The sequence below is a fragment of the Streptomyces abyssalis genome (genome assembly GCF_001751365.1).
GTDB lineage: Bacteria > Actinomycetota > Actinomycetes > Streptomycetales > Streptomycetaceae > Streptomyces > Streptomyces abyssalis.
The window spans coordinates 1,389,676-1,402,588 of record NZ_LJGT01000038.1 but is presented as its reverse complement, the minus strand read 5'-3'; the positions used below and the strand labels follow the sequence as shown (position 1 = coordinate 1,402,588).

At 70.8% G+C, this 12,913-nt stretch carries 12 protein-coding genes, 1 tRNA gene and 1 other RNA gene; 3 read left to right on the top strand and 11 right to left on the bottom strand.

Annotated elements, in window-relative coordinates; all coding sequences use genetic code 11:
- Nucleotides 1-465, top strand: a complete 465-nt coding sequence (locus tag AN215_RS13445; protein ID WP_070009324.1) for an SRPBCC family protein — start codon at nt 1-3, stop codon at nt 463-465.
- A 40-nt stretch (nt 466-505) separates the two neighbouring features.
- Here AN215_RS13445 and AN215_RS13440 read toward each other — a convergent pair whose 3' ends face one another.
- A complete protein-coding gene (locus tag AN215_RS13440) occupies nt 506-1,168 on the bottom strand; it encodes a DNA alkylation repair protein (protein ID WP_070009323.1) in 663 nt (220 codons plus the stop codon).
- 384 nt (nt 1,169-1,552) lie between these two features.
- Here AN215_RS13440 and AN215_RS13435 point away from each other — a divergent pair, with 384 nt between their 5' ends.
- Complete coding sequence (locus AN215_RS13435; protein WP_070009322.1) at nt 1,553-2,329, top strand: vWA domain-containing protein; 777 nt, start codon at nt 1,553-1,555, stop codon at nt 2,327-2,329.
- A gap of 13 nt (nt 2,330-2,342) precedes the next feature.
- On the opposite strand, the gene AN215_RS13430 is transcribed toward AN215_RS13435, so the two are convergent.
- From AN215_RS13430 to ffs, 9 genes are all read right to left on the bottom strand, one after another.
- On the bottom strand, nt 2,343-4,718 hold the full coding sequence (locus AN215_RS13430; protein WP_070009321.1) for an ATP-binding protein: 2,376 nt from the start codon (nt 4,716-4,718) through the stop codon (nt 2,343-2,345).
- A 64-nt stretch (nt 4,719-4,782) separates the two neighbouring features.
- Nucleotides 4,783-5,424 (bottom strand): DUF6879 family protein, encoded by a 642-nt coding sequence (locus AN215_RS13425; protein WP_070009320.1) that lies wholly within the window; start codon nt 5,422-5,424, stop codon nt 4,783-4,785.
- A complete protein-coding gene (locus tag AN215_RS13420; RefSeq protein WP_070009319.1) occupies nt 5,417-5,686 on the bottom strand; it encodes a hypothetical protein in 270 nt (89 codons plus the stop codon). Before AN215_RS13420 ends, AN215_RS13425 begins: the two co-directional genes overlap by 8 nt.
- 146 nt (nt 5,687-5,832) lie before the next feature.
- Nucleotides 5,833-6,108 carry a DUF1905 domain-containing protein gene (locus tag AN215_RS13415; protein ID WP_070009318.1) on the bottom strand — a complete coding sequence of 92 codons (276 nt, stop codon included), beginning with the start codon at nt 6,106-6,108 and terminating at the stop codon, nt 5,833-5,835.
- A gap of 96 nt (nt 6,109-6,204) precedes the next feature.
- Entirely contained in the window at nt 6,205-6,879 is a 675-nt protein-coding gene (locus AN215_RS13410; RefSeq protein WP_070009317.1) for a DUF5063 domain-containing protein, read from the bottom strand.
- Entirely contained in the window at nt 6,872-7,471 is a 600-nt protein-coding gene (recR, locus tag AN215_RS13405; protein WP_070009316.1) for a recombination mediator RecR, read from the bottom strand. Before recR ends, AN215_RS13410 begins: the two co-directional genes overlap by 8 nt.
- Before the next feature lie 295 nt (nt 7,472-7,766).
- On the bottom strand, nt 7,767-8,117 hold the full coding sequence (locus tag AN215_RS13400) for a YbaB/EbfC family nucleoid-associated protein (RefSeq protein ID WP_079122948.1): 351 nt from the start codon (nt 8,115-8,117) through the stop codon (nt 7,767-7,769).
- A 238-nt stretch (nt 8,118-8,355) separates the two neighbouring features.
- Nucleotides 8,356-10,887, bottom strand: coding sequence for a DNA polymerase III subunit gamma and tau (locus AN215_RS13395; protein ID WP_070031180.1), 2,532 nt, complete (start codon nt 10,885-10,887; stop codon nt 8,356-8,358).
- Between the two features lie 99 nt (nt 10,888-10,986).
- Nucleotides 10,987-11,085: signal recognition particle sRNA small type (gene ffs / locus AN215_RS13390), an RNA gene on the bottom strand.
- Nucleotides 11,086-11,158: 73 nt separating this feature from the next.
- On the opposite strand from ffs, the gene AN215_RS13385 reads away from it, so the two are divergent.
- Nucleotides 11,159-11,243, top strand: a tRNA-Ser gene (locus tag AN215_RS13385).
- A 115-nt stretch (nt 11,244-11,358) separates the two neighbouring features.
- Here the strand turns inward: AN215_RS13385 and AN215_RS13380 are convergent.
- Nucleotides 11,359-12,873, bottom strand: a complete 1,515-nt coding sequence (locus AN215_RS13380; protein ID WP_070009314.1) for an alpha/beta hydrolase — start codon at nt 12,871-12,873, stop codon at nt 11,359-11,361.
- Nucleotides 12,874-12,913: the final 40 nt, after the last annotated feature.

Here is a 12,913-nt window from a genome sequence, read left to right as displayed (position 1 = left end):
ATGACCACGTGGCAGGTGACGGTGGAGCGTCGCATCGCGGCTCCGGCCGGTCGGGTGTGGGAGGCGCTGACCGACATCGAAGGCTCCCCTCGCGTGATCAGCGGCATCGAGCGCGTCGAGATGCTCAGCGAAGCACCCTTCGGGACCGGCACCCGCTGGCGGGAAACCCGCCGCATTTTCGGGAAGGAGGCCACCGAGGAGATGTGGGTGACGGCTTCCGAGGCCCCGAAGCGCTATGTGGTCGAGTCCGATTCGCGCGGCGTCCACTACACCTCGGAGTTCACGCTCACCCCCGAAGAGGACGACGCCACCACGGTGCGGCTGTCCTTCGAATCCGAGACGGAGAAGAAGAGCCTGAGCGGCACGATGGGGAAGTTCCTCGGCGGGATCGGTTCCAAGGCGGTCGCGAAGTCACTGTCCAAGGACCTCGAAGACGTGGCCGCTTCCCTGGAGTCGTCGAACTGACCTGCCCGGCCCGGCAGCCGGCGGCCCGGACGCGTCGCGCTCAGCGAGGCGGCGTTGTCCGCGGAGGGTTCTTGCGGCCGGTGGTGAGCTTGTGGCCGGTCTCCCGGACGACGCGGGCGGCCAGCACGTCCTGGTGGCTCCGCATGAAGCTCCGTACGGCCTCGGGGTCCTGGACCACCAGCTGACGAAGCGCCCAGGACAGCGCCTTGACCACCATGTCGTCGCGGTCCGCCACGAGCAGGGCACAGACGCCCAGGGTGCGCTCCGCGTCCCCGGTGCCGCCACGGGACCGCAGATTCAGCGGCACGGTCGAGACCAGAGCGGCACGGCGCCACCACCTGTCCTCCGACGCCGCCCAGCGGTGGATCACCTCGTCAGGGATCACCCCCCGCCGCCACGCCGGACCCGAGAGGCAGCAGCCGAAGGCGTCCACCGATCCCCAGCTGTCGAGCCGGCGGGCCAGCCCTTCGACGTCCTCAACACTGAGGCAGGTCAGCGCACTCGGGTGGTGGTAGATCAACTCGTAGGCGACCCAGCGGTGCCGGTCCACCAGCGCCTCGGCCAGAGACACGACACTCTCACCCGACTCGGACCGCAGCCGCTTCGAGTACTCGCGCCTGACGCGACGGACCGACTCCGTCGTCGGCCCGGGCAGCGCGCGGATGCGCCGGTCGAGTTCGTCGGCCCACCCTCGCTGGTCCATGTCGCTCCGATCACCGCGCACCCGTAGCGCTCAGACATTCTCCACGGCGACATCCTGGGAGGCATCGGCATCGGCACCCGCTTCGGCATCGACGTCGGCTTCGGCATCGGCATCGGCATCGGAAGCGCCCAGCCCCAGCCCCCGCACAGAGCGGAACCCGGCCCGTCAACCTCTCGGCTGACTGCCGGGTCCACCTCACCGGGCTTTCGCCCGATGCACAATCCAGGGTACACCCGCATATTCCGTACGGACCAGGGCAAGCATCCGCGCCCTGCGAGGGCGAGCACCGCATGGAGCGGCGGCCAGGATCCGGCCGTAATCTTCCAGTACGCACACGCACCGTGCACACCCGCACGCTCGCCGCACACGCCCCCTGGAGGACCCGTGGCCATCGACTACGTCAAGCGCCCGGCCGGAGCTCAGTCCCCCGACGCCCATGGCCCGGCGGTGAGTCAGGAGCGGATCAGCGCCTCGGCTCCCGGCCTCGTCAGCCTGTACAAGAAGGCGCGCGTGTCACTGGAGAAGGCGGGTCTGCCGGCCCAACGGGCCGCCGTCTACCTGGTGCTGGACCGTTCCGGAAGCATGCGCCCGTACTACAGGGACGGTTCGGTCCAGCAGCTCGCCGAGCAGACGCTCGGCCTCTCCGCGAACCTGGACGACGACGGCACGGTGCCCGTCGTCTTCTTTTCCACAGATGTGGACGGCGCCGCCGAAGTGAGCCTCGACTCCTACGAGAACCGCATCGCCGCCCTCAGCGACAGCCTCGGCCACATGGGCCGCACCAACTACCACGTCGCGATGCAGGCGGTCATCGACCACTACACGGCCTCGGGCGCCACCGATCCAGCATTCGTCGTCTTCCAGACGGACGGCGGCCCCACCTCACGTGCCGCGGCCGAACACGTGCTGTGCACCGCGGCGCGACTGCCGCTCTTCTGGCAGTTCGTGGGCTTCGGCGAACCGGCGGGCAAGCACTTCGACTTCCTGCGGAAGCTCGACGAACTACCCGTGCCTGCCAAGCGTGTTGTGGACAACGCGGGCTTCTTCCCCGCCGGCACGGACCCCAGGTCCGTCCCGGACGACGTCCTGTACGCGGCGCTCATGCGGGAGTTCCCCGCCTGGCTCGCGGCGGCACGCCAAGCCGGCATCCTGCCCCGCTGAGGCCCGCGGCCCGTCACCGCGGCGTACCGGCCCCCGCGGAGAACCCCGCAGCACCGTCCGGACCTCCGCCGATCCGCGCCTGCACACCTTCCCTCATCCGCCGCGCACGCGCGTCGTCGTAGCGGTCGAGGAGACGCAGGCACTCGGCCCAGTGCTCCCGGGACGCCTCCTGGTCCTGCTCATGCACGGCGCACGCGAGTCCGTCGAGGGCGACGGCTTCACCCCAGGCGTCACCGAGTTCGCGGTGTGCCGCCGCGGCCCTGCGGTGGAAGGCGACGGCCTCGTGCGCGCGGCCCTGCCGGCGGTACGTCTCACCCGCCCCGTGCCAGGCCAGCGCCTCGCGGCTGCGGTCCCCGAGCCGCCGGTGGAGCGACGCCGAACGGTTGTACGCGGTGAGCGCCTCGCCGTGCTCTCCCAGCGCCTGCTGTGCGTCGCCGAGCGCGAGCAACCAGCATCCTTCCGCCACATGGTTGCGCAGATCCAGAGCCAGCTTCACCGCCTCCTCGGCGGCGTCGAACGCCTCCCGGACCTCGCCGCGGTCGAGCCGGATTCCGCTCAGCACCCACAGGGCGTTGCCGATGCTCGGCGTCCTGTTCATCCGGCGGTGCGCCGCGAGAGCCTCCTCGATGTCCTCCGCGGCCCGCGTCAGCTCCCCCGCCCTGAAACGGACGAGCGCCAGATTGGCGCGCGTCACGTACTGCCAGTGCTCCTCACCGAGTTCGCCGAAGAGAGCCGAGGCTTCTGCGAGCTGTGTCTCGGCCGGGCCCAGTTCACGTCTGCGCAGATGGACGAGGCCCAGTGCGTTCAGCGAATCCGCTTCGCCTTCGCGGTCCCCGCATTCACGACGGATACCGAGCGCCCTCTCATGGCACTCGCACGCCTCAGCCAGCCGGCCCAGGTTGGTGTATCCGAACCCGAAGCTCTCCAGCAGCATCGCCTGCGCCCGCCGGTCCTCCAGCCGGCGGGCAGCGGCCAGTCCGGTCTCTCCGATGGGCAGCCAGTCCGTGGTGAGTGCGGATGGTGCATCGGCGTTCCACAGCACGGCCGCCAGCTGCCAGGCGTGAACGTCGAGTCCGGACTTGGCGGCGGCCCGTACGGCGGGCAGGAAATTGGCGTGCTCCCGTTCCGCCCAGTCCACCGCCTGGTCGTAGTCGGCGAATGACACCGGCGTCACGCCCTCGGAAAGCGGCTGGGAGGGCAGATGAGCCTCGTCGGGCCTGATCCAGCCCTGCGCCGAATCGGCCGTGTGCAGATACCAGTCGAGCACCCGCCGAAGCGCGGCCGACCTCTCGCCGTCCGGCTCCTCGCGCTGCGCCTGGTCACCGGCGTAAGCACGCAGCAGATCATGGAACTCGAAGCGATCGGGCGCCGTCTGCTCCAGCAGATGCGCCCCCACCAGCGCGTCGAGCAACTGCCGCGCCCTGCGTACGCTCACACCGGCCAGGGCCGCCACCGCGCCGAGCCCGAACTCCGGCCCGGGATGCAGCCCCAGTAAGCGGAACAACCGCGCGGCCTCCGGAGCGAGCGCCCGGTAGGACCATGCGAAGACCGCGCTGACGGCTTCCGCCCCCTCCTCGTCCCCCGTACTGAGGGCGTCCCACAGCGCCGACTCGTCACACAGGTCCGTGATCAGCTCGTCGAGGCTCATGTGGGGGTGTGTGGCCGCTCGTTCGGCCGCTATACGCAGCGCGAGCGGCAAGTGGGCGCACAGGCGGGCGAGTTCGGCGAGTTTGGCGGAGTCGTCGTCGGCGCGGTGGCCGGCTGTGACGGTACGGAGCAGAGCCACGGCCTCCGGCTCGTCCAGGGTGCCCAGGGTCAGCCGGTCCGCGCCGTCGCGTACGGCGAGCGGGGAGAGCCGGCTGCGGCTGGTGACGATGGTGAGGCAGTGGGCGTTGCCGGGTAACAGCGGACGCACCTGAGCGACCGTCGCGGCGTTGTCGAGGAAGACCAGCATCCGCCGGTCGGCGAGCAGCGTGCGGTACAGGGCTGCGGAGCTGTCCGGATCGGACGGGACCGCGTTCGCCGCGACACCGAGCGCGGTGAGGAAGCGGGGCAGCACCTCCTCCGCCGTCACCGGTTCCCCCGGGTCGTAGCCGCGCAGATTGACGTACAGATGTCCGTCGGGGAAGCGGTCCTTGACCTGATGCGCCCAGCGCAGGGCCAGCGCGGTCTTGCCCGCACCGGCCGTGCCGGCGATCACGCACACGGGCGGGACGAAGGGGTCCCCGCCGGTGGTCAGTGTGGCGTCGAGGCTCTGTAACTCCGCGGTGCGGTTGACGAAGTGCCGCAGATCTCCGGGCAGTTGGCGTGGGGAATGGTGGCGAGGCGCCGGACCGCCGTGCCGGCCGTGGAAGTGGACGCCGCCGCTGACCTGGCCCGCCTGCACCACGTCACGCGAAGACCCCGACAGGTCCGAGTGGGTGCCGCCGGAGTTCTGTCCGTCTGCGCTGCTGTCAGTGATGGTCGGCTACCTGGCTCGTCATCGGGGCGGGCAAGTGGGACACACGACGACTGAAGTAGGAGCCGATCTCCTCGCCCTCCTCGTACAGCCGCGTGATGAAACGCTCCCAGCTCGCGATCGATTCCGGGGCCGTGTGGCGGACGCCCCCGTCGAGAAATCCGTCGTCCGTGTAGACGACCTCGTAGAGCACTTCCCCGCCCAGTACGACGACTTCGGGCAGCGGCCCTGCGCTCTCCAAACGCCTCAACTCCCGGCCGTCGACCACCCGCACCGGCAATCCGCTCTCGCCCTGGACCCGTAAGGCGTGCAACTCCCACTGCATGTACGGCGTCAGAGGCTCTTCCACGACGCGCACACGGTGGAAGACGCTCCCCCGCTCCGCGTCCTCACGGGCGATGCTCTGCCAGTGCTTTCGGCCTTCGCCCGTCAGACGGAGCGCCTCCTCCCACTTGCCCCTCCGGAACGCTTCCCAACTCGGGGAGGACTGCTCCTGGAAGTGCTGGCGCCGCTCGAACTTCCAGGAGTGCCGGCCGGTGACCGCTTCGTCCCGCTGCCGGAAGTCATGCCTGTACTCGGCGAGTCCGAGCCGGTCCCCGCGGGAACGGTCGAGCGCGAGGGGAGTGTGGTCACTCATCGGCGATGTCCGGCTTCGCCGCCCGGAGCGTGCTGCCCGGGATGACGACGAGCCGTTCATCGGCGGCGATCGACGCGTCGGCGGGGAGGCGCGACGCATAGTCAGCCGTGAGATCCCTGCCGATGACGGCGACGTCGCCGTTGTCCAGCTCCCAGATGTCGGGGCAGCCGTCTCTGCCCTGGGTGGTGCCCAGCTCCGCTGCCGACTTGCCCAGCCTCCGCGTGAACAACGCGGACGGGTCCGCCTCCCACACTCGAGCCATCAGCCCGCCTCCGCCGTCGATCGGTCGCCCGGTCAATTACGGAGTGTAAAATCCGCGATCACTCACCGCAACGTCACAACCAGCCAGTATCGCGGGCGTTGAGCGGAATCCGGCCCGGCGCGAGGTCCCGGCCGGCGCGGTCGGGCTCAGTCGTGGCCGCTCACCCGCTCCTCGAGGTGGACGGTCACCGTCTCCCCCGCCTCCTTGCCGATCGCCTTGCGCACCTCGGACCTCACAGGCAGCTTGTGCGTGCCGTCGCCGAGGGCCATGAACGAACTGCGGAACGGATGCCCGTCGACGGTGCCCCGGACCTTCACCAGGCCACGGGTACCGAAGTACTCGACGGAGTCCGGCCAGACGACATACGTCCAGCCGCCCACGTCGGGGCCCTTGCGCAACGTGGCCGTGAACCGCTTGTCCATGATCGGCAGCCTCCTCGCGTCATCCGCTTCACCGGTCCTGCCAGTGGGGACCACGCGCGGCGGGCGAACTCATCGCACGCGCCGGCGCCGGGCGGTTCAGCGCCTGCCGCGCTCCGGCTGCATGCCCAGCGGCACACCGATCTCGGCCGCCATCACGGCGCCCGCTTCCTTCTCCAGCGAGTCGTCGTCATCGTCGGCGTGACTGTCCGTGTCCAGGCCGTCGAGCGAGTCGAGCGGGGTGTCGAGACGCACGTGCGCCACGAGGGACTGCAGGGCGCGCAGGGCGGCGGAGGCCGTGGGGCCCCAGTTCGACAGGTATGAGAACTGCCACCACCACAGGGCCTCGCTGACCCGGCCCTCGTTGTAGTGCGCCATGCCGTGCCGCAGGTCGGTGATCACGTCGGCGAGGTCGTCGGAGATGCGGCAGGCAACGGGCGCGGTGCGCGGCTCGTACGGGTCGAAGACCTCGGAGTAGACATCCACCGGGTCGAGCAGCGCGGCGAGCTTGAGCCGCATCTCGTCCACGTCGGGCTCGGGACCGATGTCCGGCTCGTAACGCTCCACCGGCACGAAGTCCTCGTGGGCGCCCAACCGCCCGCCTGCGAGAAGGAGTTGGGACAGCTCCAGCAGCAGATACGGGATCGCGCTGGACGGTTCGTCGCCCTTCGCCACCTCGGTCACCGACACGATGAAGCTCTCGACCTGGTCGGAGATCTGGACGGCGAAGTCGTCGGGATTGTCCTTGATCGCATTCAGTGTGGCCTCAGACATCGAGCAACCTTCTTCCCTCGAAGGCCCGCCCCAGCGTGACCTCGTCCGCGTACTCCAGGTCTCCCCCTACGGGGAGGCCGCTTGCCAGGCGCGTCACTTTCAGCCCCATGCTTGAGACCATACGCGCGAGGTACGTGGCCGTCGCCTCTCCTTCAAGATTGGGATCAGTGGCAAGGATCAACTCGGTGACGGCGCCGTCCGCGAGGCGCGCCATCAGCTCGCGGATGCGCAGATCGCCCGGCCCTACGCCCTCGATGGGGCTGATGGCGCCGCCGAGCACGTGGTAGCGGCCGCGGAACTCCCGCGTCCGCTCGATCGCGACGACGTCCTTGGGCTCCTCGACCACGCAGATGACGGTGCCGTCACGGCGTGTGTCCAGGCAGACGCGGCACTTCTCCTCCTGCGCGACGTTGCCGCACACCGCGCAGAACCGGACCCTCTCCTTGACCTCGGTCAGCGCGTGCGCGAGGCGGCGCACGTCGGCGGGCTCGGCCTGGAGGACGTGGAAGGCGATCCGCTGCGCGCTCTTGGGACCGACGCCCGGCAGCCTGCCGAGTTCGTCGATGAGGTCCTGAACCACGCCTTCGTACACGGATTCTCCCGTCTCTGCCGTCGGACCCGGCCGCCGGTCTTTCCCTCTGTGCCGCTGTGTGCCGCTGTGTGCCGCTCCTTCCGCGACGCCGCTCCCGGCCGCCGCGGAACGGCAGTTGCCCCTGACGCCCGCACGTCAGGCCCGTACGGACAAGGCCCGCCCGGGGCCTCCGGGGCGCCTCCGCCGTAACGGCACTCACGACGTGAACGAGGCCGGACCCCGCGGCCGTTCCAACAGCCGTGCCGGCGGCGTCAGCGACGTGAGCGGCCCCGGCGGCGCCGGTGCGGCAGCGGGGTCAGAACGGAAGTCCTGGCATGCCGCCGCCTCCGCCCAAGCCCTGTGCGAGCGGGCCGAGCTTCTGCTGCTGGAGTTCCTCGGCGCCCCCGACCGCGTCCCGTACTGCCGCCAGTACGAGATCGGCGAGCGTCTCGGTGTCCTCCGGGTCGACCGCCTTGGGGTCGATGACGAGGCCCTGGAGCTCGCCCGAACCGTTCACGGTCGCCTTGACCAGACCGCCGCCCGAGGAGCCGTCGACGGTTGTCTCCGCCAGCTCCTGCTGCGCCGCGGCGAGGTCCTGCTGCATCTTCTGGGCCTGCTGCAACAGCTGCTGCATGTCGGGCTGGCCCCCACCACCACCGGGAATCACGACTTGGCTCCTGGCTCGTCGACGATGTCTTGTCCGCACCGCGCGCTGCACCCGCCGTACGCGGCGGGCGTGCGGCGCATGCACTTCGCGCAGTCCGCGCCGTACGCCCGCGTCAGGTGTCCACGCAGGTGCCGTGCGCGTACTTTTCATCTCGTAGATGAGCCTACGTGCTCTGTGCGGAGCCCGCTGAACCTGTCCTCATCCTGCCCGCCGCCCGCCCGGAGCGGGCACTGACAGCTCATTCGTGATCGAACTCCTCGATCACCGTGGCCCCCAGCTCGCGCATGATCAAGTCGTAGCCCGAGAGGGCCGATTCGTCGAGGTCCGGATCGTCCTCCGCAGGCATGTCGTCCTCCAGCGCACCGTCGTACGCGACGGCCGCCGGGGCCCCCGATACGGAACCGGAGCCATGCGGACCCGCGGGGCCCGGAACCCGCGCCGTCACCCCGCCCGACGCCGGCCCGGCCTGCGCCGTGGCGAGCGCCTGGCGTGCTCCGGCGGCGGCGCCCGGGGCGCCCTGACCCTGGGGCGGCCGGCCGCCACCGCCCGTACCCGGCCCTGGTGAGGAGCCGGGCCCCGACTGTGCGGACGGGAAGGAAGCGGACTGCGCGGGGGAGGCCGTGGAACCGGAGGGAGCCGGAGGGCCGTTGCCCGCACCTCCGCCGGCCCCGGCGCCGAAGCCACCGCCACCGCCGCCCCCGAAGCCGGATGCGCCCGGGGAGGCACCTCCGCCGCCCGGTCCGGCCGCGCCTCTCACGCCCGTGCCGCCGCCACCGGACGGATCCACGATCGCTTCGACCTTCCACTGGACGCCCAGGGCGTCGTTCAGGGCCTGCAGCAGTACGTCCTCGCTGCCGCCGCCCACGAAGCTGTCGCGTGCGCCGGAGTTGGAGAATCCGAGCTGGAGCGTGGCGCCGTCGAAGCCGATCACCTGCGCGTTCTGGCTCAGAAGGATCCAGGTGAAGCGGCGGCGGTTCTTCACCGCGTCCAGGATCTGCGGCCACATCTGCCGCACCTGTGCCGCACCCTGGGACGGATCCTGCGCGGCCGGTGCCGGAGCGGAATCCGCATCCGCGTGCTGCGGCGGCGGGGACTCGGCGGAACCGGCAGGACCGGGGGTACCGGCGGGACGGGCCTGCTCCGCCGGACCGGCGGGCCCGGCCGGGGCAGCCTCCGCCGGGGCGCTCCGCTCCCCGCCACCGCCCGGCCAGGCGCCGGGCCGGCGGGCCTGCTGCCCTGACGACCGCTCCTCCTGAGCCTCCTGGTCCTCCTGGTCCTCCTGCACCGCTGGTGCGGCCGCCGGCGCGCCGGACACCACTGCGGCGTCGTCGCCCCCGGTCCCGGCCCCGGCTCCGGCTCCCGTAGGCCACGCGCCCGGTCGCCGGCCCGCGCCGCCGGTGGGCGGTGCCGAGGCAGGAGCGCCCGCGCCACCGCTCGGCAACTCGGCCGAGGGCGCCGGTCCGTCACCCGTGCCGGCCGCCTGAGCAGCCTCGGATGCGGGCTCCGGCACCGGACGCTGAGCCGGCGCAGGGGCCGGGACGGGCGCCTGTGCCGCCGACGCCGACGCCGCAGGCTGCGCCGCCGCACCCGCCGGGGCACCGCCCGCGAAGGCCGCCCCCCGCTCCAGCCGGTCCAGCCGCGCCTGCACCGAACGCTCGTCCCCGTACGCCGCGGGCAGCAGCACCCGGGCACAGATCAACTCCAGCTGCAGCCGCGGCGACGTCGCGCCGCGCATCTCCGTCAGCCCCTCGTTGACGACGTCAGCCGCGCGGCTCAGCTCCGCGGCACCGAAGGCACGGGCCTGGGCCTGCATCCCCTCGACCACGTCTGCCGGTGCGTCGATCAGCCCCTTGTCCACGGCATCCGGGACGGCCGCAATGATCACCAGATCGCGCAACCGCTCCAGCAGATCCGTCACGAAGCGCCTCGGGTCGTGACCGCCCTCGATGACCCGGTCGACGATCTCGAAGGCCGTCGCCCCGTCCCCCGCGGCGAAGGCCTCGACGACGGTGTCCAGCAGCGCGCTGTCGGTGTAGCCGAGCAGCGCCGTGGCCATGGCGTACGTCACGCCGTCCTCGCCGGAGCCCGCCAGCAGCTGGTCCATGACCGACATCGCGTCCCGCACCGACCCGGCACCCGCCCGTACGGCCAGCGGAAGCACGGACTCCTCCACGGGAATCGCTTCCTGCTCACACACCTCGACCAGGTGATCACGCAGCGTCCCCGGCGGCACCAGCCGGAACGGATAGTGGTGCGTACGCGAGCGGATCGTGCCGATGACCTTCTCCGGCTCGGTCGTCGCGAAGATGAACTTCAGGTGCTCCGGCGGCTCTTCGACCACCTTGAGCAGGGCGTTGAAGCCCGCCGAGGTGACCATGTGCGCCTCGTCGACGATATAGATCTTGTAACGGCTCGACGCCGGCCCGAAGAAGGCCTTCTCCCTCAACTCCCGTGCGTCGTCCACGCCGCCGTGCGACGCCGCGTCGATCTCGATCACATCGATCGAGCCCGGCCCGTTGCGCGCGAGGTCACGGCACGAGCGGCACTCACCGCACGGCGAAGGCGTCGGCCCCTGCTCGCAGTTGAGACAGCGGGCGAGGATGCGCGCACTGGTCGTCTTGCCGCAGCCGCGCGGGCCGCTGAAGAGATAGGCGTGATTGACACGGTTGTTGCGCAGGGCCTGCTGCAGCGGATCGGTCACGTGGTCTTGCCCGATGACCTCGGCAAAGGTCTCGGGGCGATACCGGCGGTACAGGGCGAGGGACGACACACCCCTGACGATATCGGTGCGGACCGACAAGTCACGCCGCGCTCCGCCCGCCCGTACACGAGGCCGATTCGCGGACCCCGCAACGATCTTGAGCCCGGAAACGCGAACGCCCCCCACGCACCCGCCAGAGCCCTCCTACCCTTGCTGCCTTCCGGCCCTGGGGGAGTTCAGAGAGATAGCGCCACGTGAGGGGCTGCGCCCAACAGTACCCGATGCCTGCACCGGGGATCGAGTTCGCAAGCACTCCTCGGCGTCTTGTAGTGTTTGCCGCGGAGGATTCGCCTAGTGGCCTAGGGCGCACGCTTGGAAAGCGTGTTGGGGGCAACCCCTCACGAGTTCGAATCTCGTATCCTCCGCCGTGCCTCACCGGGCACAACGACAGGCCCCGACCGCACGCCGGCCGGGGCCTTCGTCGTGCTCCGTCGCATCCGCCGTCTCAACGGCGGGGACCGGGATCCGGAGATCCGGAGATCAGCCTGCGCGGCAGAGCTTGTCTTTCCCGGGCATCTTGCCCTCGACGAGGTAACGCGTCGTGGTGTTCAGCGCGCAGGGGTTGTCGCCGAGAACGTAGGCGCCGTGCCCGGTGTCGTCGACGCTGAGCAGGCGGGACCGGTCCGCGAACTTCTGGCGCAGCATCTTCCCGCCGCGGTGCGGTGTCGCCACGTCCCGCTGGTTCTGTACGAGCAGTACGTTCCGCGGCCCGTCGTCGTTGACCGCGACGGGCGGCTCGGCCGGGGCGTGCGGCCAGTAGGCGCAGGGCGTGATGTTGGCGGTGGCGGCGCCGAGCAGCGGGTAGCGCTTGCGGTCCTGGGCGACGGCGCGCCGGTAGGTGCCGACCTTCTCGGGCCACTCGATGTCGTTGCAGGTCACGGCGAGAAAGACGGACAAGGAGTTGTCGAACGAGGACGGCACCTCGGCTGGGGCGGTGCTCTTCGGCAGCAGGCGCCGGACCGCCGTGCCGTCGCCGTCGGCCAGTGCCTGCCACTGCTGCGCCAGCTTCGGATACTGCTTCTTCTTGAACAGGTTGGCGAAGGTGTACGTCCGGAACAGACTGCCGTCGAACCCCGCCACCGGGGACTTGTCGAGTCGCTTGGCGAAGGCCAGGTAATTCCTGCGGACCTGTGCGGGCGTGCGGCCCAGACCGTAGCTGTCGTGACGTGCGGCTGCCCACTTCGCGAAGTCGGGGAACGACTGCTCCATCCCGAGGGCGTAGCGGCGCATGCCGTCGGGGTCGAGGTGGGTGTCGCCGACGTTGCTGTCGAGCACGATCCGGTCGGAGCGCTCGGGGAACATCGAGGCGTAGGCGGCGCCCAGCGCCGTGCCGTAGGAGTAGCCCAGGTAACTGGTCTTCTCCTCGCCGAGCGCGGCCCGGATACGGTCCAGGTCGCGGGCGGTGTTCGCCGTGGTCAGGTGGCGCAGCAATCCCTTGCGGTCATTGCGCGCGCACTGCTGGGCCACCTGCTCGGCGACCTTCGCCTGTGCGGTGACCGCCGCGTCGTCGGCCGCATAGGGAGGAATGTTGGCGGTGTAGGGGCCCTCCGGCGTGAACCCGCACCCGATCCGTCCCGACCGCCCGATGCCGCGGGTGTCCATGCCGATCAGGTCGTAGCCGTCGCGGACGCCGTCGGGAAGGCCCTGAGTTGCCAGCAGCGCGGGCAGAGCCAGTCCGGACCCCCCTGGCCCGCCCGGATTGAGCATGAGTGTTCCGCGCCGCTTCTCCGGGTTCGTACTGGCAAGCCGCGAGATCATGAGGTCGATCCGGGCGCTCCCCGGGTCCGCGTAGTCCACCGGCACGGACACGGTGGCGCACTGCAGCTCGATCGGAGCCGCTTCGGCCACGACATCCTCAGGACAGGCGCCCCACTTCACCTGCGGCGCCCGCAGCCCGTCCGCGACGGCGGGCGCCGCGAGGAGTGAGCCGCCAAGGCTGAGGCCGAGGACGAGCGCCAGGGCCGAGCGCCGGCCGATACTGCGTTGTCGTTTCATGTCCAGTCTCCGAATACCCGTCTCGCGGCTGTGGTCGCGA